Origin of the sequence: Limnobacter sp. SAORIC-690, from assembly GCF_002954425.1 — a bacterium.
GTDB classification, from domain to species: Bacteria; Pseudomonadota; Gammaproteobacteria; order Burkholderiales; family Burkholderiaceae_B; genus Limnobacter; species Limnobacter profundi.
Map to the genome: position 1 here is coordinate 894,463 of NZ_MQVZ01000001.1, position 21,054 is coordinate 915,516.

At 51.3% G+C, this 21,054-nt stretch carries 19 protein-coding genes; 9 read left to right on the plus strand and 10 right to left on the minus strand.

From position 1 onward, the window contains the following. The 4 genes from BSZ31_RS04250 to BSZ31_RS04265 form a co-directional block, all read right to left on the minus strand. A partial coding sequence (locus BSZ31_RS04250) for an ArsC/Spx/MgsR family protein (protein ID WP_369907258.1) occupies window positions 1–247 on the minus strand: 247 nt, incomplete at its 3' end. A gap of 11 nt (window positions 248–258) precedes the next feature. After that, on the minus strand, window positions 259–1,539 hold the full coding sequence (locus BSZ31_RS04255; protein WP_105027689.1) for an arsenic transporter: 1,281 nt from the start codon (window positions 1,537–1,539) through the stop codon (window positions 259–261). A gap of 105 nt (window positions 1,540–1,644) precedes the next feature. Further along, a complete protein-coding gene (locus tag BSZ31_RS04260) occupies window positions 1,645–2,124 on the minus strand; it encodes an arsenate reductase ArsC (RefSeq protein ID WP_105027690.1) in 480 nt (159 codons plus the stop codon). Between the two features lie 58 nt (window positions 2,125–2,182). After that, on the minus strand, window positions 2,183–2,518 hold the full coding sequence (locus tag BSZ31_RS04265) for a helix-turn-helix transcriptional regulator (RefSeq protein ID WP_105027691.1): 336 nt from the start codon (window positions 2,516–2,518) through the stop codon (window positions 2,183–2,185). A 264-nt stretch (window positions 2,519–2,782) separates the two neighbouring features. Between BSZ31_RS04265 and BSZ31_RS04270 the strand changes: the two genes are divergently transcribed. Genes BSZ31_RS04270 through BSZ31_RS04280 form a run of 3 tightly spaced genes read left to right on the plus strand, consistent with a single transcriptional unit; the run spans window position 2,783 to window position 7,110 of the window. Beyond that, window positions 2,783–3,340, plus strand: a complete 558-nt coding sequence (locus BSZ31_RS04270) for a recombinase family protein (RefSeq protein WP_105027692.1) — start codon at window positions 2,783–2,785, stop codon at window positions 3,338–3,340. Window positions 3,341–3,342: 2 nt separating this feature from the next. Continuing rightward, the gene (locus tag BSZ31_RS04275) at window positions 3,343–6,309 is read left to right on the plus strand and encodes a Tn3 family transposase (RefSeq protein WP_105027693.1); all 2,967 of its coding nucleotides are present in this window, start codon (window positions 3,343–3,345) and stop codon (window positions 6,307–6,309) included. A 60-nt stretch (window positions 6,310–6,369) separates the two neighbouring features. Then, window positions 6,370–7,110 carry a bifunctional 2-polyprenyl-6-hydroxyphenol methylase/3-demethylubiquinol 3-O-methyltransferase UbiG gene (locus BSZ31_RS04280; RefSeq protein WP_059414616.1) on the plus strand — a complete coding sequence of 247 codons (741 nt, stop codon included), beginning with the start codon at window positions 6,370–6,372 and terminating at the stop codon, window positions 7,108–7,110. Here the strand turns inward: BSZ31_RS04280 and BSZ31_RS17755 are convergent. Next, window positions 7,107–7,433, minus strand: a complete 327-nt coding sequence (locus BSZ31_RS17755; RefSeq protein WP_105027694.1) for an ATP-binding protein — start codon at window positions 7,431–7,433, stop codon at window positions 7,107–7,109. The two genes, BSZ31_RS04280 and BSZ31_RS17755, sit on opposite strands and share 4 nt — an antisense overlap. Before the next feature lie 190 nt (window positions 7,434–7,623). Next, the gene (locus BSZ31_RS04290) at window positions 7,624–8,871 is read right to left on the minus strand and encodes a hypothetical protein (protein ID WP_168426841.1); all 1,248 of its coding nucleotides are present in this window, start codon (window positions 8,869–8,871) and stop codon (window positions 7,624–7,626) included. A gap of 582 nt (window positions 8,872–9,453) precedes the next feature. Here BSZ31_RS04290 and BSZ31_RS04295 point away from each other — a divergent pair. The 3 genes from BSZ31_RS04295 (at window position 9,454) to BSZ31_RS04310 (ending at window position 13,556) form a co-directional block, all read left to right on the plus strand. Next, window positions 9,454–10,395, plus strand: a complete 942-nt coding sequence (locus BSZ31_RS04295) for a replication initiator protein A (RefSeq protein ID WP_105029741.1) — start codon at window positions 9,454–9,456, stop codon at window positions 10,393–10,395. 904 nt (window positions 10,396–11,299) lie between these two features. Further along, complete coding sequence (locus tag BSZ31_RS04305; RefSeq protein WP_105027697.1) at window positions 11,300–12,535, plus strand: AAA family ATPase; 1,236 nt, start codon at window positions 11,300–11,302, stop codon at window positions 12,533–12,535. Window positions 12,536–12,662: 127 nt separating this feature from the next. Beyond that, on the plus strand, window positions 12,663–13,556 hold the full coding sequence (locus tag BSZ31_RS04310; protein ID WP_255411442.1) for a ParB/RepB/Spo0J family partition protein: 894 nt from the start codon (window positions 12,663–12,665) through the stop codon (window positions 13,554–13,556). 126 nt (window positions 13,557–13,682) lie between these two features. On the opposite strand, the gene BSZ31_RS04315 is transcribed toward BSZ31_RS04310, so the two are convergent. The 4 genes from BSZ31_RS04315 to BSZ31_RS04330 all read right to left on the minus strand — a co-directional run bounded on the left by BSZ31_RS04315 (window position 13,683) and on the right by BSZ31_RS04330 (window position 17,388). Beyond that, window positions 13,683–14,651, minus strand: coding sequence for a nucleotidyl transferase AbiEii/AbiGii toxin family protein (locus BSZ31_RS04315; protein WP_105027699.1), 969 nt, complete (start codon window positions 14,649–14,651; stop codon window positions 13,683–13,685). Next, window positions 14,648–15,049: a DUF6088 family protein gene (locus tag BSZ31_RS04320; RefSeq protein WP_105027700.1), complete on the minus strand. Its 402-nt coding sequence runs from the start codon at window positions 15,047–15,049 to the stop codon at window positions 14,648–14,650. The genes BSZ31_RS04315 and BSZ31_RS04320 overlap by 4 nt, the downstream gene beginning before the upstream one ends. 799 nt (window positions 15,050–15,848) lie before the next feature. Continuing rightward, window positions 15,849–16,946 (minus strand): hypothetical protein, encoded by a 1,098-nt coding sequence (locus BSZ31_RS04325; RefSeq protein WP_105027701.1) that lies wholly within the window; start codon window positions 16,944–16,946, stop codon window positions 15,849–15,851. 52 nt (window positions 16,947–16,998) lie between these two features. After that, entirely contained in the window at window positions 16,999–17,388 is a 390-nt protein-coding gene (locus BSZ31_RS04330) for a hypothetical protein (protein WP_105027702.1), read from the minus strand. Window positions 17,389–18,812: 1,424 nt separating this feature from the next. On the opposite strand from BSZ31_RS04330, the gene BSZ31_RS04335 reads away from it, so the two are divergent. From BSZ31_RS04335 to BSZ31_RS16835, 3 genes are all read left to right on the plus strand, one after another. Beyond that, window positions 18,813–19,358, plus strand: coding sequence for a phage integrase N-terminal domain-containing protein (locus BSZ31_RS04335; RefSeq protein ID WP_168426843.1), 546 nt, complete (start codon window positions 18,813–18,815; stop codon window positions 19,356–19,358). Between the two features lie 130 nt (window positions 19,359–19,488). Continuing rightward, entirely contained in the window at window positions 19,489–20,007 is a 519-nt protein-coding gene (locus tag BSZ31_RS04340) for a hypothetical protein (RefSeq protein ID WP_105027704.1), read from the plus strand. A gap of 144 nt (window positions 20,008–20,151) precedes the next feature. After that, on the plus strand, window positions 20,152–21,054 hold a 903-nt coding region (locus BSZ31_RS16835), incomplete at its 3' end, for a hypothetical protein (RefSeq protein ID WP_168426844.1).

Here is a 21,054-nt window from a genome sequence, read left to right on the forward strand (position 1 = left end):
CATCGATCAGCTGGTCGTCAGTCGTTGACGGCCTATCCAGGCCCAACTCCGCATATGGGGTGCCTTTCTGGCGAACTGCATCCCTGACCTGTAGCCCGCTGCTGGCGATCAAGCCTGCGAGGGTGGTCCGATCGGGCGGCTGTTTCAAATACTCGATAATGAGCGGCTCAATTCCAGCATTGCGGATCAGTGCCAGTGTATTGCGTGAGGTGCCGCAATCGGGATTGTGATAAATCGTGACGGACATGGTGTTCTCCATTATGAAAGGCGCAGCGCGAGGGCGGCTAAGGTCACCAGCAATACCGGTAAGGTAAGTACAATCCCGACACGGAAGTAATAGCCCCACGAAATCTGGATGTCCTTACTGGATAACACGTGCAACCAGAGCAAGGTGGCCAAGCTGCCGATTGGGGTAATTTTCGGTCCCAGATCACTTCCGATTACATTTGCGTAAATCATCGCCTCTCGCACCACTCCACTGGACGTCGTGGCGTCAATTGAGAGCGCACCGATCAGCACTGTCGGCATGTTGTTCATGATCGATGAGAGGATGGCGGTAATAAAGCCGGTGCCGAGCGCCGCGCCCCAGACGCCGTAGCTTGCGCATTGATTTAGGACCGCCGTCAGGTAGCCAGTCAAGCCTGCATTGCGCAGCCCGTAGACTACCAAGTACATCCCGAGAGAGAATACGACAACCTGCCACGGCGCATTGCTTATCACTTCGCGAGTTGAAATTTTGTGTCCGCGTGCAGCCACCACCAGCAAAAGAACGGCACCTGCCGCCGCCACTGCACTAATTGGCACGCCCAACTGTTCGAGCCCGAAGAATCCTATCAGGAGCAGGCCCAGCACCCACCACCCGGTCACGAAGGTAGCGCGGTCGTGAATCGCTTCCTCGGGACGTTTCAACTGCGAGAGATCGTAGTTAGCTGGGATGTCTTTACGAAAAAACCAGATTAGTACTCCCAAGGTCGCCACCACTGCAACTAGATTTACGGGCACCATCACAGCCGCATAGCGTGCGAAGCTGATATCAAAGTAATCAGCGGAGACGATGTTGACCAGGTTTGATACCACCAGAGGCAGACTAGCCGTATCGGCGATGAAGCCAGCCGCCATCACGTAAGCTAGCATTGCCTTCACTGAGAAACGCAGCGCCCGCAACATGGCGATCACGATCGGGGTGAGGATCAGCGCCGCACCGTCATTGGCGAAAAGCGCGGCAACAGCGGCTCCGAGGAGCACTAGCAAAGTGAAGAGGCGTTTGCCGTTTCCCTTACCCCAACGCGCTACGTGCAAGGCGGCCCATTCGAAGAAGCCGGCTTTGTCGAGCAGCAAGCTGATGATGATGACGGCAACGAAAGTGCCCGTGGCGTTCCAGACAATGTCCCAAACCACGGGAATATCCGAGACCTGAATGACGCCAGCGAGCAGCGCCACAACCGCGCCGGCGGCTGCGCTCCAGCCAATCCCCAGTCCGCGCGGTTGCCAGATGACGAAGATGAGGGTGATGAGGAAGATCAGAAATGCGATGAGCACTGAATGTCCTTAAAATGCGAATATGAAATCGTTTGCCTGCCTGACGGCCGCGGGTGCAATACTTTGAGGGATGTTGCTGCCGTTGTGGACTTATTCGGCCCAAGTTCAGGCCAGCAATGTGCCGATGCGATCCAGCTCGGCTTTAAACCTAGCTTTATCACCCTGCAATTCTGTCAAAGGCAGCGCCAAAAAAGCTTCAATCCGCGCGCGAATGATAGAGTAAGTTTTTTCAAATGCGCTAGTTATCTCGTCTTCGGTACCGACCACATGCCCCGGATCTTCAACACCCCAGTGGGTCCGTAAGACAGGGCCGAGATAAGCGGGGCACGTTTCACCTGCGGCGCTTCCGCAAACAGTGACAACAATATCCGGGGTGACGGGCAAGTGGTTCCACGATTTGCTGTAATAGCCCTCAGTGGAAATCCCCTTCTCCTGAAGCAAAGCGACCGCCCGTGGGTGCAACCTTCCGATGGGCTGGCTTCCAGCACTGATCGCCTTCAGGCCTTCTGGAGCGAGGTGATTGAAGATAGCTTCACTTAATACCGAACGGCACGAGTTACCTGTGCAGAGAAATAAGATGTTCATGTGTTGTCCAATGTATTTGAGAATCGGGATGACTGGGCTTGAATAGTCGGGCGAAGGGCTACACGTGCACCGACTCAGATTCAGGGATGCAAACCAAGTCGCAGGGCTGCCCGCTGCAACAGTTCTTGGTCAGGAATTCTAAGAGGTCATTCATCGTCTGGAACCGCGCGGTATATATAATGTAGCGGCCGTCCTGGCGAGGGCTGATCAAATTTGCATGCGTCAGCTCCTTCAAGTGAAACGACAGCGATGACGAGGGAATGCCCAATGCCTCCGCGATCTTGCTTGCGGCCATACCTCCATCAGGACCCGCTTGGACCAACAGACGAAATACTGCCAGTCGAGAATCCTGGGCGAGCGCCGCGAGGGCTGATAATGCTCTTTTGGTATCCATGGCGATGTCGTTCTGCTAAGCGCTTTGATTCGAGATTTCTATTATACCGGAAATGTGGATATTATGGTGGGTTGCTTTTTCACCGATGATATTTCTGCATCATGGGTACATATTGACTAAGTGACTGTCCCAATAGGCTATACCCTAACGCAACGTCAGGGGAGAGGCTGGAATCACGTCAGGATAGAGTCAAATATTCTATTTATTGACACAATCAATCAAGAGTAATAGATTTCAACTTGACACATCACCCTTGGAGACACTTTGTACGGTCAACGCATCGGCTACGTTCGCGTCAGCAGCTTCGACCAGAACCCGGAACGGCAATTGGAGGGGGTTCAGGTGGCGCGGGTGTTCACCGACAAGGCATCCGGCAAGGACACGCAGCGTCCCGAGCTGGAAAGGTTGCTCGCCTTCGTGCGCGAAGGCGACACCGTGGTGGTTCACAGCATGGATCGGCTGGCGCGCAACCTGGATGACTTGCGCCGCGTCGTGCAGGGTCTGACCAAGCGCGGCGTGCGCATCGAATTCGTCAAGGAAAGTCTGGCCTTCACCGGCGAGGACTCGCCAATGGCGAATTTGATGTTGTCTGTCATGGGCGCGTTTGCCGAGTTTGAGCGGGCCTTGATCCGCGAACGGCAGCGCGAAGGCATCGCGCTCGCCCGGCAACGGGGCGCGTATCGGGGCCGCAAGAAGTCATTGAACGATGAGCAAATTGCCGAACTGAAACGGCGCGTCGCAGCGGGCGAGCAAAAGGCCCTGATCGCCAGAGATTTCGGCATCAGCCGTGAAACGTTGTACCAGTACCTGCGCGAGTCCTGAGCATGCCGCGTCGGTCCATTCTGTCCGCCACCGAGCGCGAAAGCTTGCTGGCATTGCCCGATGCCAAAGACGATCTAATCCGGTACTACACGTTCAGCGAAACCGACCTGTCGGTTATCCGTCAGCGGCGCGGGCCTGCGAATCGGCTGGGCTTCGCCGTTCAGCTTTGCTACCTGCGATTCCCCGGTGTCATCCTGGGCGCTGATGAGCTGCCATTTCCGCCTTTGCTGCGCATCGTGGCGTCGCAGCTCAAAGTGCCAGTCGAAAGCTGGGACGACTACGGGCAGCGGGAGCAGACCCGGCGCGAACACCTGGTCGAGCTGCAAACGGTATTCGGCTTCCAGCCGTTCACCATGAGCCACTACCGGCAGGCCGTCCACACGCTGACCGAGCTGGCCATGCAAACCGACAAGGGGATCGTGCTGGCCAGCGCCTTGATTGAGCATCTACGGCGACAGTCGATCATTCTGCCCGTGCTCAACGCCATCGAGCGCGCCAGCGCCGAGGCCATCACCCGCGCCAATCGGCACATCTACGAAACCTTGTCCGAACCGTTGTCTAACGGGCATCGCCATCGACTCGATGAACTGCTGAAACGCCGCGACAACGGCAAAACGACCTGGCTGGCATGGCTGCGCCAGTCGCCCGCCAAACCGAATTCCCGGCACATGCTGGAACACATCGAGCGCCTGAAAGCCTGGCAGGCGCTCAACCTGCCTACCGGCATCGAGCGGCTGGTTCACCAGAACCGGCTACTCAAAATCGCCCGCGAGGGCGGCCAGATGACGCCCGCCGACCTGGCCAAGTTCGAGCCGCAACGACGCTACGCCACCCTCGTGGCACTGGCCATTGAGGGCATGGCCACCGTCACCGATGAAATCATCGACCTGCACGATCGCATCCTGGGCAAGCTGTTCAATGCGGCTAAGAACAAGCATCAGCAGCTGTTCCAGGCATCCGGCAAAGCCATCAACGCCAAGGTGCGCTTGTACGGACGCATCGGCCAGGCGCTGATCGACGCCAAGCAATCGGGTGGCGACCCATTCGCTGCCATTGAGGCCGTCATGTCCTGGGATGCGTTCGCTGTAAGCGTCACCGAAGCGCAGACGCTCGCCCAGCCCGAGGACTTCGATTTCCTTCACCGCATTGGCGAGAGTTACGCTACCTTGCGCCGCTACGCGCCAGAATTCCTCGCTGTTCTTAAACTGCGAGCCGCGCCCGCTGCCAAGAACGTGCTCGACGCCATTGAGGTGCTGCGCGGAATGAACACCGACAATGCCCGTAAGGTGCCCGCTGATGCACCGACCGACTTCATCAAGAAACGCTGGGAAAAGCTGGTGATGACCGACGCCGGCATCGACCGACGCTACTACGAACTGTGTGCGTTGTCGGAGTTGAAAAACTTGCTGCGCTCGGGCGACATCTGGGTGCAAGGTTCACGGCAGTTCAAAGACTTCGAGGACTACCTGGTGCCTCCCGAAAAATTCGCCAGCCTCAAGCGGTCCAGCGAATTGCCGCTGGCCGTGGCCACCGATTGCGACCAGTACCTGAGCGAGCGCTTGGAACTGCTGGAAGCGCAACTTGCCACGGTCAACCGCATGGCGGTAGCGAACGACCTGCCGGACGCCATCATCACCGAATCGGGCTTGAAGATCACGCCGCTGGATGCTGCGGTGCCCGACACCGCGCAGGCATTGATCGATCAGACGGCGATGATTCTGCCGCACGTCAAGATCACCGAGCTGCTGCTCGAAGTCGATGAGTGGACGGGCTTCACCCGGCACTTTACGCACTTGAAATCAGGCGACCCGGCCAAGGACAAGAACCTGCTGTTGACCACCATACTGGCCGACGCGATCAACCTGGGCCTGACCAAGATGGCCGAGTCGTGCCCCGGCACGACCTACGCCAAGCTCGCCTGGCTGCAAGCCTGGCATACCCGCGACGAAACCTATTCGACAGCGTTGGCTGAATTGGTCAACGCCCAATTCCGGCATCCCTTCGCCGGGCACTGGGGCGACGGCACCACGTCATCGTCGGACGGCCAGAACTTCCGAACTGGCAGCAAGGCCGAGAGTACCGGCCACATCAACCCGAAATATGGCAGCAGTCCAGGGCGAACCTTCTACACCCATATCTCCGACCAGTACGCGCCGTTTCACACCAAGGTGGTCAATGTCGGCGTGCGCGACTCGACCTATGTGCTTGACGGCCTGCTGTACCACGAGTCCGACTTGCGCATCGAGGAACACTACACGGACACGGCGGGCTTCACCGATCACGTCTTCGCCTTGATGCACCTGCTAGGCTTCCGCTTTGCACCGCGCATCCGCGACCTGGGCGACACCAAACTCTATATTCCAAAGGGCGAAATCGTCTATGACGCTCTGAAGCCGATGATCGGCGGCACACTCAACATCAAGCACGTCCGTGCCCACTGGGATGAAATCCTGCGGCTGGCTACCTCGATCAAACAGGGCACGGTGACGGCCTCGCTGATGCTGCGCAAGCTCGGCAGCTACCCACGCCAGAACGGCTTGGCTGTCGCCCTGCGCGAGCTGGGGCGCATCGAGCGCACGCTGTTTATCCTCGACTGGCTGCAAAGCGTAGAGTTGCGCCGCCGCGTGCATGCCGGGTTGAACAAGGGCGAAGCGCGCAACGCGCTAGCCCGCGCAGTGTTCTTCAACAGGCTGGGCGAAATCCGCGACCGCAGCTTTGAGCAGCAGCGCTACCGGGCCAGTGGCCTCAACCTGGTGACGGCGGCCGTTGTGCTGTGGAACACGGTCTACTTGGAGCGGGCGACACATGCGCTGCGCGGCAATGGTCATGCCGTCGATGACGCGCAGTTGCAGTACCTGTCGCCGCTCGGCTGGGAGCACATCAATCTGACTGGCGATTACCTCTGGCGCAGCAGCGCCAAGGTCGGCGCGGGGAAGTTCAGGCCATTACGACCGCTGCAACCGGCTTAACGTGCTTTATTTTCCGTTTTCTGAGACGACCCCTACATAACCCTTCTGAGTGACCGCTCCATGGACGCATCGACGGCTCGCTTCTACGAAGACAACGCCCAGGACATAGCCACCCGGTACGAATCGGTGGGCAGCCCTGTGGCCAAGTACTTCCCGCTGGCATTTGTGCCAGGGGCCCGGTTGCTTGATATCGGGGCAGGATCTGGTCGTGACTTGGCGCACCTCCTCAAGAGCGGCTACGAAGCCTACGGCGTGGAGCCCACGGACGGTCTGCGCGCGGCGGCCAAGGTCGCCCACCCCGAGCTTGAAAACCGGCTTGCTAGCGCAGCGCTGCCCGAGCTGGGCATGCCCTTTGATGGCAAGTTCGATGGGATCCTCTGCAGCGCAGTCCTGATGCACGTTCCAGACCACCAACTGTTCGATGCTGCGCTGGCCATCCGTGCGCTGCTCAACCCGCACGGCCGCCTGCTGCTGTCCCTGCCACTGACCCGTGGAGACAACCTGGTGGAGCAGCGCGATACCAGTGGTCGGCTGTTCCAGGGCTACACCGCCGAAGAGATCCAGCTGCTGTTCGAGCGCTTGGGATTTCAGTGCATCGGCCGCTGGGATTCCGACGACGCCCTGGCCCGGGCTGGCACCAGCTGGTACACCTTGCTGCTGGAACTGCGCACCACCGGCAGCATGCTGGAGCGTTTCAGCGCTACGGTGCCCAGTCCTGATGCGTCCGCGAAAGACCCTGTTGAAGGGGCAGAAAAAATGACACAGAGGAATGATAAAAACCCAACTGTGACAGGGACTTAAGCCTGTTTCTGCGGTTTTTTACATGAATCCCTGCCGACCCTCAACTGGGCCAACACCTTCACATACCGTCCGTCTGCTCGCGCAATGGCAAGCTCCTCCAGTAAGCGCGGCAAGCGGTAATACAGCACGCTGCACCCATGGCGTGCGGCCTGAGTGGCCAGTGCGCAGGCAAGGTACGTCTTGCCCACTCCCGTGGGGCCAGTGAGCACAATGTTTTGGTGTTCATCAATCCATTGGCAGTTGAGCAGTTTGTTGATGAGGGATTTATCCAGCCCGCGTTGCGTGCGCAGGTCAATGTTCTCGGGGCTTGCCTGTTGGCGCAGCTTTGCGCGGCGAAGCCTGCCTGATAGACGTTTGCAAAACTAGAGAATAAATGTCGTTCCGGCGAACCAGATGAGCCAAGGTGGGCAGCTCGCATCGACTTGTGCGGTGGCTTGATTATACCGAGGCGCTGCTATTTCGCAATAGCAGCATCTTTCCGCTCAAAATAATCTGGATGATTGAGCGTCCAGATCAGGACCTATTCTTAATACAAACACCCGATTCAGTTTCAATCGAACAAATGGGCTTGGTTTGGATGCCAAGCGCCTTCAGCTTTTGCAATAAATTCTCTCGTTTCTGCTTTTCTACAACAGACATTACAGTCAGGTTTGCAGTCAGCTCCTGTTTCAAGGATTCCGGATACGTCACTAATTGAGGATTGCTCTTTAGGTGATCCAACTCGAGAGATAAGTCGAATTTTTCCCTAATGGTGTCTTGGCGTGAAGTGGACTCGACGTAGTTATTGTCGAAATTTTCAAGCATTTCCAAATCAATCTGCTGTTTGATCAAAAATTCATTCTTCATACCCTGCGAATCAACTAAACCCTTGCAATCCTCAGGCACAGATTTCATTGATGAACCTGGAAAAGCAGGCGACCAAGTTGAATATGCCTTCAAGCAACTGTCCACTTTTAAGTTGATCTTCTGTGCTACCGCCTGTCGCTTCTTGTCAGAGCTGGATTGATCAATCGAACCTTGTTTTTTATCAATTGAGTCGATTTCTCTTAGTCTTTTTGTAATTTCCTTGATACGGGTTTCGCGATAGTTGCTCTTCAACCTGTCGTTGTAGTCGTCTTCTTTGGTTTGAAGGTCAGTCCGTAGTTTTTCAAAAAAGCTATCCTTTCCATATCCAGAATAATCGTAAGAGCTTGAGGGGAACTGATACACCTCAGAAAACTGATCCAGCTTCACAGAACCCTGTGAGAGCAAGGCTGAGATGTCTTCGATTTCAAGGCCTTCAGCAACAAGGTAAATCAAACTTTTTGTAGGAATGAGTAAGCCAGACTCCATATAAATTGACATGGCATTTTCGTTCTTCTCCCGCACTGCCCGCTCTAGTCCGTCTGGGCTTAGAGAAAACCCCAGCTGGGATAGGCGATATGCCGCGCTATTGCGCTCCTCTTCTTCTAGAAGAGATCTACGCTCGCTGTCATCGGCTATGCGCTTAAGTTGAAAGACGATTTCTTGTAATTCACCGACGACTGCGATGTTGTCGGCCAAAACGCCATTGCCACTCGATGAGTCGGACACTGAGTGCGCTGCGTAGGTCAGTCCACTGAAAATAAAAAGCAGCCAGAACAGTGGTGAGTACCAAATTTCGCCTAATCTCTCTGCACATATGGCTTTCACGGGCTTGATCAGATAGGCCAATATGGATAGGCCGAGCAGTGAGAAACCAAGAATTGAAAGATACAAGGCGAAAGGGGCAATTGGGACCAAGAAGTCTCCTATTAATCCCCCGATCGCCGAAAGTGCGCTTCCGAGAGCAACACCGAACTTTAGAGTTGTTTTAACGCGTTGCATTGAACTCGGTTTTAGCAAGTTGAAGTACTCCCTTCAAAGGTTTTTGTTTGTTTGCGTTAATGTTAATAGAACTCCCTTTGTTTTGGGGTTTCCTTCTCACTAAGTTTTACTTGTGTGAGTTTCACAGGTATCACATGGTTCTGAGTGGCACGTTGAATATTTTTGGGTCTTCAATCGCTTATTTGAGCTGCCAGGGTACATCACCTAGCGGTCATGCCCCCTGCCCTGATCTTCCGGGCAATTGATTAGATCAAGGTGCCGTGCGCCCCGTTTGATCGGGGTGCTTTGGGGGCTTCTAACGCGTTTCAAAAGTGTTAAAGTTAGCCGATATATACGCGCTCACTTGCAGCGCCTGTCGCCAGTTTGGCGTCAGTACCAATACATTGGAATTCAATGACCAAGCCAGAGTCACAACCCGAACTGTTTTCTGAGATGCCCCAGCGTGTCAGCAAGCCCATCATTCCGGAGCGTATCAAACGCTTGGCTGAGGCTGCTCGAATGAAAACTGAGGCCGGAGAAGTCAAAGAGGTTGACCCTTCCACAGCGGTTGAGGCTGTTGAGGACAATGCTTTGATGCGCATTGGTGGACGGCTACGCCGTTCCAATTTGCACGATCTGGAACATCCGAATGGGGATTTGTTCGTCGCAGATCTGCTGGACTATGCTTTGAAAGACGATGGTGCTTCAATGGAAGCCCCTATTTTCTCATTGGCCACAAAACCAGACCTTCGCGTGTGGAAGTGGGTTAGTAAAGATGGGAACAAATCGCTTGAAGTGACGCCCAGCGTCAAAGGTCGCGCAACGCAGCATGACAAGGACATTTTGATCTTTCTGGTCTCTCAGATGACCGAAGGTCTGAATCTGGAGCGGCCGGATGCGAAGGGACGCACAATTCGTTTCTGTGTCTACGACTACTTGGTCAAAACCAATAAAAGCACTGGCGGGAAAGAATACAAGCGACTGGAAGAAAGCCTGGAGAGGTTGTCTGGCACCCGCATCAAGACCGACATACGGACCGGGGGAGAGCGGATCAAGGAATCATTTGGCATTCTGGACAGCTGGAAGATTGTTGAGAAGGCACCCAACAAATCCGTGATGGTCGCTGTAGAAGTCACCCTGTCCAAATGGCTCTATAACGCGATACAAGCCTTTGAAGTCCTCACCATCGACTCAGCGTACTTCCAGCTCAGGAAACCTCTTGAGAAGCGTCTCTACGAGATCGCTCGCAAGCATGTGGGTAAACAGTCCGGCTGGAAGATTGGGCTCGAATTGCTCCGTGAAAAGTGTGGCAGCCAAGCTGAACTGCGCGAATTTCGCCGGATGATTAAAGAAATTGCCAAAGACAATGCCCTGCCCAACTTTTTCTTCACCTTGGATGATCGAGACAACGTCACTTTCCTACCCAAAGACAAAAACCGGCTTTTAGGACTGCTGTCGTGAAATTATGTCCAGCTATCGGTATATCACCCACGAATGACCTCGTTACATCACCCACGATACACACGGTATATCACCCACCAACAAAACTAGAAAGCTAGGCTGGCAAAGGGTTCTAAGCAGTTATCCACACCGTAACAGTGCTTAAAATTTAAGCAGCCCAATGCGACCGGGGATAAACAAACGGGGTATCACCCACAAACAACACGGTACATCACACACAAACCATCGTTACATCACCCACAGAGAATTCAAAAAGCGCTTTCTAAAACAACAGCTTAAACATGATTTTTAAACTGTAACGATTTATAACTCTTTCTATAACATACAGCGACTCAACGTTCACCTGTTCTCAAAAAAAGCATCGCTGGATGCGGATTCGCTGCGAGTCCAGCCTCTTGCTCATCGCGCATCGGGCTACCGTTCGCTGTCAGGCAAGCCTGAAGCTCACTGGCCGACAATCGTGCTTGTCCAAACGCGATAAAACACCCGTTCGGCAGGTCGGTGGCTCTCAAAGTGTTAAATCTTGAGATCAGGGCATTTAAAATTCCAACGGTCGATAGCATATTTCTATTGAAAAACACAATTGTTAAATCCAAAGGGACCAAGTGACTTTGGCTCTGCATTTTTCGTTACATCACCCACAGTAGAAAAATTCTTAATGCCTGCTGGAAATTCAATCACGCTCAAATTCAAAACAAGCGCCGCTAAAAACCGTTATAAGGGTCTGGGATGAGTGCGATATCGATTTTTTATGCAAATTAGGTGACTTTCGAGCACTGTATCTTTGAAGAATCGAGTGGCTGCCAATAGTTCAGGCGCAATCTCATTCCTTGAGAATTTCCCGTTTTTTACGTTGATGTCGAAAAAACGGGTAAAATGAAAGGGATCAAACTCAGGATTGTTTATGGCCAAGTCAACTATTACCAATTACGACCTCGAACACATTGGTGAGCTCAGTGTGTCTAGTTCACAGGTTCTGGATGCGGTACGAACCAAACTGTTGGAACCTGAACCGCGCAAACAAGCGCCCTCTTTCAGCTCCGCTCACTTGGCCAACTTGTTGAACCTGGATCGTCGCCGGATCAATCAACTGGCTTCTAAAGATGGCAATAGCTTACCTGAAGGTGAAATTCCAGAAGGATCCAATGCGCGTCATTTCACTTTGGCTGAAACATTGGCTTATGTCCAGAAATTCAATCCTCGGCCAAGACGACCAGACGGTGAGCGTGGACGCATTATTTGTACCACGGTGTTCAAAGGCGGTACCGGGAAGACCACCAGTTCTTTTTGTATTGCCCAAGGTTTGACCTTGAGAGGTGCTCGGAAAGTATTGTTGCTGGACGCTGACCCACAGGGCACTCTGACTCAGCTTGCCGGTTTGGCGCCTGATGTGGATATTGATGATGAATCAACAGTGATGCCCTATTTGTACGGCGATCAGCCCGATCTTCGTTATGCGGTGAAAAAAACCTACTGGGAGAATTTGGATCTTATTCCCGCCAACATTTCTCTTTATGGTGCGGATTTTTATTTGCCAGCCAAATATTCTAAGGACCGCAGTTTCAAGTTCTGGGCTGCGATGCACCGAGGCTTGATGGATTTGGCGAAAGATTACGATGCGATCATCATCGATTGCCCTCCTTCCTTGAATTACCTCACATTCAATATGATTTTTAGCGCCGACGGCATCATCATGCCGATTCCGCCCAACTCCGTGGATTTTGCGAGCTCAACTCAGTTTTGGCGTTTGGTTTATCAGATGTTCGAAGGGATTTTAGGATCCACCCCAGCCCAGGCCGAGAACGACGCGGCCGAGGATGGTATTCCTGCGGTGAAAGACAAAAAGTTCGATTTCATCAGTGTGGTGCCGAGCCGAGTCAAGCCCAAGGAAATGAGCACTTTGATTACTGGGTGGATGGCCAAAGCGTTTGGCGAGCATTTGACCACCATCAGCATTCCTGAATCGGCAGCGGTTGATAATTTTTCTTTTGGTTTGATGACGGTGTATGACCAGACTAAGGCCATTGGCTCCAATGCTGCGTTTCGCAAATACAAAGACCGCATGGATGAACTGGTGGATCATGTGGATCTTCAATTAATTCGAGCCTGGGGAAAAGATTGGGAGATGAACAATGAATAACAAGACGAAAAAAGGCATGATGAGCCGCTTTTTGGATGACGATCTTCCGACTGCGCCCTCCCCTATCCCTCCAACTCCGGCCAAACCCGTGAAGCCCCTGAGTGGCATGGACGTGTTGAACAAGGCCATGGGAGTTTTGGGTTCGGACAGTGGACAACAAAAGGTGGACATTGCCGCCATTGGTATTGATCCCAGCAACAAACGTGCGTTGTCGCCAGCGGAATTTCAGCGTCTGAAGACGAGCATTGAGTCCGATGGTCTGTTCAATCCAATTACTGTTAGAAAATCGGACGATCCGAAGTTCACCTACATGGCGGTTGCCGGTCACAACCGATTACAAGCCATGAAGGAATTGGGTCATCACTCAGTCCCAGTCAATGTCATTGATCTCAAAGACGATGGGGCCAAGGCGGCTTTTATTTCTAACCTGCTGCAGCCAGAGTTGGGAATTGCTGAAATTTTTGAGGGGCTTCGTATTTTGAAAGCCGGTGAAGGTGAGCCGAAATCTGTTCGCCAGTTGGCCACAGAGACCGGATTTAGCCCTGCATATATTTCACAAGTCTTGTCGATGGAGCAGTTGCCTGCCCAGGTTGTTGTCGCGATGAAAAGTGCAAGGGTCCGATTGGGATCCAATGCACTGAAGAGTTTTGTGAAGCTGTTTTCAGAGGTCAAAGGTACAGCGCTGTCAAAGGTCACCGACTCCGCGTTGAGCATGATCGATAACACTTCCTCGGCAATTGTCAGCCTGTCCCCTACTCTGGCCGGTTCAAACGATCTCGCCAAGGATGCGGGTGAAGATTCTGCGGCAAAGACCTGGCAGCAGGCCCTGAATGGATTTGTATCCGCACAATCCAATGCCAGCCCGAAGACGAAGGTTGAAGCTGTGAAGCGCAAGGTCGATTTGAGGGGCTGGTCTTTGACTGAGGTCAATCGTCGTAAAAACAGTGTGGTGCTGAGCTTTGAAAACGAAGAAGAGGCGTCATTGTTTTTAAAGCAGTATCAAGCGTCCAAACAGTCCTAAATTTTGCTTCTGCGATCAAGCCCCGACCTTTTAGGACTCGGGGCTTTTTTATTGTATTGACCCGAGAGGCAGCAAATTCGCGGTGTTTATACTATAAACACTCAGATCGCTTCCTGTTCGATTGATTTAAACCAAGGAATCCAGCAGATATTGACTGGTTTGCTTGAAGTCACGGAATGCCACTTCGAAATTGGGTTTCACGCTGCCGTAAATCAATGGCAACAGGTTGTTCTGATACTCACGCTTCACTTGCGTATCTTGTTCCGCCGCTTCTAGAGAATTCAACAGTACGGTGTGCGCGTCCTGGGCAAACTCTGGAAATTGATTCGCCCAATCCGTTTTTTCATCTTCGATCATTGCGTGAAAAATTGAGCGAGCTTCGGCTGCTGAATTTGGGGCGTGTTGAACAATGCAATGGGTGTCGTAGATGTGGCGAACCAGGGCTTGATCCCATTCGTGCTTCAAAGACCCAGCGCGATACTGTGCAAATCGGCGGAGAAAGGAAAGAATCTTTTCGGCAAGTGTTTCAGGGCGAGACAACACCGCGACCTCGAAACCACCCTCTTCCATATTCAGGAGTTGCCTGGTCAAGGAATTCAAGTTAAGGGTCTGCGTATCCAGGCGAATGGGCTTTGTCGTCAGTTCAATTTGCAAATGGGGTCTGAGCCCTGCTGCTGTTGGATAGGCTCGCGCATATTCCAGATCGATCCGGATGTAGCGATTCTCGTTTTGTGCCGACAAATGACTGATTGAAAACCCCTCTTTGGTGAGTTCGTTTGAAACCAGTTCTTTGAACTTGCTGAGTTGCTTTTGTTGTTGATTTTTTGATTGGGACACAGTGTCTGCTGACAAGACGATTTTGAGGTCCGCATCTTCAGACATGCGATCAATGAGTCGATACGCTTTTGACAGACTTGTGCCACCACAGAACACCAAAGTCGCTCCGGGTATGGGTAGATTGAACAACGCTCGAAGTGCTGTTGTGAGGTGTTCGTCTTTCTCAAGAAGACCTGGCGTGATATCTGGGTATCGAGGGTCATACTCTGCAACGAGGGCTTCGATTAGCTCCTTTTGTTCAGAGGAAAGCGATCTCATGCCAACTCAAACTTCACGGTTTTGCCATTGAAACCCAGCTTGCGGGTGATGCGTCGACGTGCGACCTTAAAAACAATACCTGCTGGAATCTGTGTTGATTTCCCACTGTTGTAGTCTTCGACCTGTTGAGTTTGCGTGGTCTGAATACCCAACTTCTTCAATGCTTCGGGTGCCAAGCTTTCAAGTGGTCTAATGGGGATTGCCTTGCCGGTGAGTACACTGGGCTTGGCCTTGGCGTACACACCGCGCCCCAGTTTGACCAACTTGCCACGTTCAACCAATTCTTTCAGGGCACGGGACACCTGAGCCTCGCTGCCAAACGAATCGTATTCGGCGCGCAGCAGTACGTCGCTTTTCTTCAACGACACAGAGCGTTCAATTCGTTCAACAGTCTTCATTATTTCTTTGAGGAAACCTTTTAATATTGCCAATATAACATATTGTAAATAATAAGTTTAAGTTGACATGTAACAATCAATGATGATTGTTGTTTATGAATTTAAAAGGCTGATAAAAGTGCTAGGGAGTAACGTGCGTTTAGTAAGCGGTAAAATGGGAATAGGAAAGAGGTTAGCTCAAGAACCAAGAAAGGCGAGATGTTTATACTATAAACACTCGGCATAGGTCGCTATCTAAATGACTTAAAAAAGTCATTCAAACAGTTTGAAACACCTCGCTTTGTCAATAAAAGACGGGGTAGTCCAATTATCAAGCTTGAATAGGGCAGGGGGCTTATGTTCTTGAATAGGTTTTTCCTTTGCTCTATCAGTGATTTTGCTCACGGACAACTTATCTGCAAACGTAAAACTTAGTCAGATAAATTACTGATTTGGGACTTAAAGTGGAAGAGGGCGCATTGAAACAAGTGTTGTGAGATCGCTAATCTGACCGAAACGAATCGCTGATAGACCACAGCGATAGGGGTTCGCAATACGAATCGATTCGTGACAGTGCATGCCTTGCTGGGGCCGACATTGAGTATCGGTTAGCAGCAAAGGCGGCAGCTATAGCAATGCGCTCTCGCAGAGACCATCAACGGCTTGTAAAATGCTAAAGCGATTCTCTGTAGAAGCGCATGCAAAACAATTGAATCGATGAAACGGACAACACTAGAGTGGGTGCCTTGATCATCATCGACAAATGGAGCCGCTGGACTACACCCGCCTAATCAGAGCTAAACTAATATTAGTTGATCGCTTAAAAATCAAACAGCCCAACAGTTGCATCTGTATTCAGCGCTGTGCTTGTGAAGTCTACTGAGCCGTTACCATCTTCATCAGCGGTGAAAACCAGAGTGCCATCATTTCTCAAGGTAAACACAAGTTTGGTGTTTCCGGCGCCATTCACCTCGAACGATCCACTCGTCAAACTGCCGTCAACCGCCGATCCATCGATGTCCAGATTCCTCACATCAAACTCAAACGAGGAATTGGTTTGATTAAAAATCGCATCAAAATTCCCCACGAAATCATAACCACCTGAAACTGTGTAGGTCGTTCCTGGCGTGTAGGTCACTGTGATCGATCGATTCTGGTGGCTACTGCCAGCTGCACGCTGGAAGCTACCTCCAACAAGATTTGAGTAATCTGTACCGTAGGTCCCATTGAACACCACAACCTTTTGGTTGCTAGCGTTCCCGGTGATGCTGACTGAACCAGTCTCCGAGCTTTCAATCAAAAAGTCACTGCCAGCGGAATTCAAGCCAGCAATCAAAAAACTTCCCGAAACACTGTAAACCGAGTTTTCACTGACTGTCCCTGTAAACACCAGATCTGACACCCCATACCCGCCTTCAAAGTCCAAACTTCCATTTGAGCAAGATCCCGAATTAACGCTATCCCCATTGTTATAGCTCGTAGAACCGTTTTCGTCCGTGACTACAACTGGCAGGACCGACGGTCCACCCGGCTCACAAAACGGAGAGTTCGCCGCAGTATTGGGAAAGTTGGCCTGCGCAAACTCAAAGGTTCGAACCAAATAATGGGCAATGCCCAGCGTTTCACTGTCACCTGAGAGCACACCACTGTCAAAAGGTGTACCCAATCCTTTACCACTCACGCCTTGGCCTTGGATCATCAACTCCTTCAGCACAATCGCTGCTACTTCTTCACCATTATTTCGGTTCAGAAAAAGATTGTTGTTTGAATCCAAGCGATACTCGGATAGATTGACTGGTGCTGCAGGTGCACCACCACCTGACGACCCACCACCCCCACCACCACCGCATCCATAAATTGCGATACTTGCACCAAGCGCCATCAAGCTGGCAGAAATCAATTTCAATTTGCTATTCATCTTTACTTCCTTCTCTGGTTAAAAACACCTTTAGGCTTTCACACTTTTTGATTTACGCAAGTTTAGTGTTTCTTATCAACCCGAGCATGAGGAGGTCGATATTCTGCTTTCCTACAAAAGAAAGTGCTCCAAGCAGAAGCGCCTCATGGGCAGCACTTGCGGAATAGTTGTCATCAAGCTGGCGTGATGCGCCAACGACATCGACATCGGGCCCGACCTCATATTTGTTGCCTTTAACCTCAACACAAATGGTGGTTTGCTTGGCCCCAATTCCAGTCTTTTGAAAAGACTTGAGCCCACCAACAGCGGCTTTTGCCACCGATGGGAATAGGGCGCACGAAATATCCTTGCCAATTTGTTTTGTTACGTACTTCGTAAACCCAGAACCCACATCAACTGATTGAATAACCTTGCCCATAAATTGCCTTTGTTTGTTTACCAATGGCTCTATTTTCCTTGAGCAAAAAAAACACCAATCTATCCAAAAGGCTCAAAATCGGGCGTTTCAGTCACAACGAGAAAAATCTAGGTCAAAAGAGCGTCAATTTCACTGACTTTTCGTGGTCACCTGCGCTTTGGATCCAACTTGGTTAAAAAGTTACCGGGAATTGACGTCAAAATTACCGACTTTTTATGGCCGCATGGACGCCGGATGCAGCTTGATCAAAAAGTTACCGGGAATTGACGTCAAAGTTACCGACTTTTCCTGATTCTATTTTTCAGTCAGTCTGGTCAAGCAACGGACATCAAACCAATACACAATCCTGTCCAAAGATCTTCAAAACCATAGCTCTTCAATCCTTAATCATTTCTAAAAGAAACGGCGGCTCGATCAGAGAAGGTTTTGATGCGAATTTCTTACATTTGAGAATGATCTTTTGCAATACGGAGCCACACAGAGTAAGGCCACATTCTTTTGTGGGTAAGGCTGAGCGAGTAATCAAGCAATTGTGAAAGCCAATATAAACGTGATTTTGTCATCAAAAATAACAGTTGCATCGAAACTTCTCTTCAGCTACATTTCATTTACTAATGCGCTTGGCGCAGCGTCCCCCACAACGCGGTTTTAAACCACATGTGGGGTTTCAACCAAAGCATCTCCCGATGCACCAGTTCGCGAGTCTTCGGTATTCGCGCTTCTTGAGCTGATCTTTTCAGTTAATTTGATTCATCTACACAAGTAGAAAGTTTGTCTCCCATCGTGCGAGGCGTATCCCGGCCTATACGGCTTCAAGCAGATTTAATTTTGCGATCTTTCTTTTTTACCCAGTCTTTCCACAGGCTCTAGATTCGAGTCCACGTCGCTGTTCAGCGTTAACGGTATTTGCCTTTGAGCAAACCACTGTTGTGCTGTTCTTTGTGCGCCTGGTCTTATCCCAACTGCACTGGCTTTTGTGTCCTACGCGTCGAGTGCTTATTTGGTTCATGGGTTAAAAATCGAGTTGTTCATTTCTGAGCAACTATTGGAATTGTTGTATTAGGTACCTTTGTGGTGAGTTCATGCTCCCACGGCTTGGTGGATGCTGCCTTTTGTAGGCGGGACACCCGGCAGGTAGTCGAGTAGACCTGAGCGGTTACTTTGCCTAATGCGTGTTTTAGGGGTGTCTCTTACCCTGGTGGCTGTCCGTGATGACCGCAAAAGAGACAAACTCACCATCAGGCACTTTGCGCTGTGGTGCCCATTCTCGAAAGGGGTGGGGGATGTGCATGGTTCGGTACCTGCATGTTCAGGCTTCGTTACTCACGTACTAGACCGGGAATTATATGAATACTGAGACTACAGAATGGCGTAATGCTACGAGAGCATTCGTTTATGACCACCTTCTGAATAAAAGCAGAACCTCTCGGGTGAACCACTCGGGGAAGTTGAAATCCCAGCGTGCCTCATTTCGAACAATTGAGGCACGCTTTGACTGTCTTGTCCACGCGGTGGGGATACTTCGCTCGAAGGGCTTCGCTGTATCCAGTCCACAGCAATTTAAAGCAAAGCATATTCATGCATTGGTGCAATATTGGGAAAATGACAATCTTTCCCCAGTTACCCTTCAAAATTATTTGTCATTTTTGCGTGTGGCGATGCGCGCCATCGGCAAGGGCCACTTGGTACCCAAATCGGCACAGCTCGTGAGCGACCCGACAAAGGTCGTGGTTTCCAAAACTGCGATTGAGGACAAATCGTGGTCTGCGAAAAATATAAAACTGGAAGATATCCTGCCAATGATCGCAGCCGAGGATCAATTCGTTGCAAATATTGTTGAGTTGGCTGGCGCTTTCGGTCTTCGTTTGGCTGAAGCGACTCAGCAAAAGCTGACGGATTCAAGCACGCAGGGCGGGCAACTCTACGTGATCGACGGCACCAAGGGAGAAGGCCCCGGCTTGTGCCGATCGAGACCGAGAAACAAATGGAGGTGATTGAAAGGCTCAAAAAACAGGTGAAAAGAAAAGACGGCACCCTGGGCAACCCGCGGCGCAACCTGAACCAAAACCGCGACCGTGTTTACCGTGTATTGAGAAAACTGGGAATTAACAAAGAGGCTTGGGGGTGACCGCCCACGGATTGCGCCATCAATATGCTAACGATACTTTTGAATTGCTTACGGGCGATAAATCTCCCGTGAGGGGTGGATTACTCATTCCAACCAAGTCTCAGTTGGAGGCTCGCAGGGAGCTGAGTGAAAGACTTGGCCACAGTCGCCCCTCGATTACAACGGCTTACACAGGCAGTGTTCAACATCTGGCCAGGGTTCGTCATGGAAGGGTGATTAAAATCGTCGAGCATCTGGCAACTATGGACGAGTTCATTCTGAAAGCCTTTGGCGAAATGGATCTTGAATATGTCGAGCTTGTTGGGCGCTGTGCATCCGGCGAAGCCGCGCTAACTGACCCGATTGAATTGGCCTTTCACCCAATTCCGAAGATTGAACAGATTAATGATTTTGTCCAAGAAGCGAGAAACCATCACCGCGCTGGAATCCTGGTACATTTCAGCCAGGTGTTGGCCATGTCCCAGCCAGGGTACAAATCTGTCCGGATCTACCAGCATGAAGACGTGTTGTCATAAAATGGGCAATGTCATATTTCTTCCTACATTTAGGCATCTTTGCGCTGTGTGATAGTCGAACGAGTATGTCTGTCTTGCGTCTATAACTTGCCAAGAAACGAATGTTTGCTTAAATGGCGGTAATTAAACGACTTGGGATTTATCGTGCTGACTCTTCACACCAACAACAGCGTAGAAAAGCAAACCGCCAAAATTGTGACCCTCCAGTGGACGCTGCGTCGTCATTTGTCAGCGCCGGCATTCCGCAGAAAACTCAGTGCCAAAAATCATGAGTTGATAAAGTCTGGACTGGATTCACTTCCATCTGAGTTGTTCGCATGCAACTCACAGGGTCATCCCATCTCGACATCCACGAACAAAGTGGGACCAGTACTTGCCCACGCAGACCTTCGAATTCGTGAATATGAGCCTAATTGGGCGATTGAAACCACTCAGTTGTATAACGACGGACAGCGTGCCAATGACGACTCAATGGCGATGATTCGCTTTCTTCACACCCGAAAAAGCGTGGGAATTCGATTTGTTGGGCCAGCCGCAATACGCTTGGCTGTTCAATACACCCACATGCTGTGTGAAATGGTCAACCAGATATTTGACTCCAACAAGTTCAGGCGAACAACTGAGTCCGTTGATGCACAATTCAAGTCTGAATACCTCTGTGAGTACGTTATTGACACACTGGTTTTGCCAGTCAATATTCTGAATCGTCAAATGTTCACGGAGTTGCAATGGGTCGAGCGGCTGATTCACCTGGACATTCGCCGCCAGGCCAACATGCTTGGGATCGCCTTACCAAAGAATTTCGCGCTTCGAGTGGTTCAGACCGAGGGTGTGAAGTATTCAGTGAAGGTCAATGGTGCCGTTTTGCCGGTTTATTCTGGCTTGAGAGTGCACAGCAACTTAAAACTCACTGGCCACTGGGCTGCGGGCAGCCTAATCTCCAAAGGCCATGGCACGATCATTTCTGACCGGGATAATGCTGCGCCCCGGGCCGACGCACAGGTGTCAGGCACCTATGGCATTGATCCTTCCGAAATGGAGTCACTG

Coding starts and splice junctions, on each gene's coding strand:
- BSZ31_RS04260 (WP_105027690.1), bottom strand. CDS start 2,124: ATGAACATCTTATTTCTCTGCACAGGTAACTCGTGCCGTTCGGTATTA.
- BSZ31_RS04265 (WP_105027691.1), bottom strand. CDS start 2,518: ATGGATACCAAAAGAGCATTATCAGCCCTCGCGGCGCTCGCCCAGGAT.
- BSZ31_RS04275 (WP_105027693.1), top strand. CDS start 3,343: ATGCCGCGTCGGTCCATTCTGTCCGCCACCGAGCGCGAAAGCTTGCTG.
- BSZ31_RS04280 (WP_059414616.1), top strand. CDS start 6,370: ATGGACGCATCGACGGCTCGCTTCTACGAAGACAACGCCCAGGACATA.
- BSZ31_RS04295 (WP_105029741.1), top strand. CDS start 9,454: ATGAAAACTGAGGCCGGAGAAGTCAAAGAGGTTGACCCTTCCACAGCG.
- BSZ31_RS04305 (WP_105027697.1), top strand. CDS start 11,300: ATGGCCAAGTCAACTATTACCAATTACGACCTCGAACACATTGGTGAG.
- BSZ31_RS04310 (WP_255411442.1), top strand. CDS start 12,663: ATGGGAGTTTTGGGTTCGGACAGTGGACAACAAAAGGTGGACATTGCC.
- BSZ31_RS04315 (WP_105027699.1), bottom strand. CDS start 14,651: ATGAGATCGCTTTCCTCTGAACAAAAGGAGCTAATCGAAGCCCTCGTT.
- BSZ31_RS04320 (WP_105027700.1), bottom strand. CDS start 15,049: ATGAAGACTGTTGAACGAATTGAACGCTCTGTGTCGTTGAAGAAAAGC.
- BSZ31_RS04325 (WP_105027701.1), bottom strand. CDS start 16,946: ATGAATAGCAAATTGAAATTGATTTCTGCCAGCTTGATGGCGCTTGGT.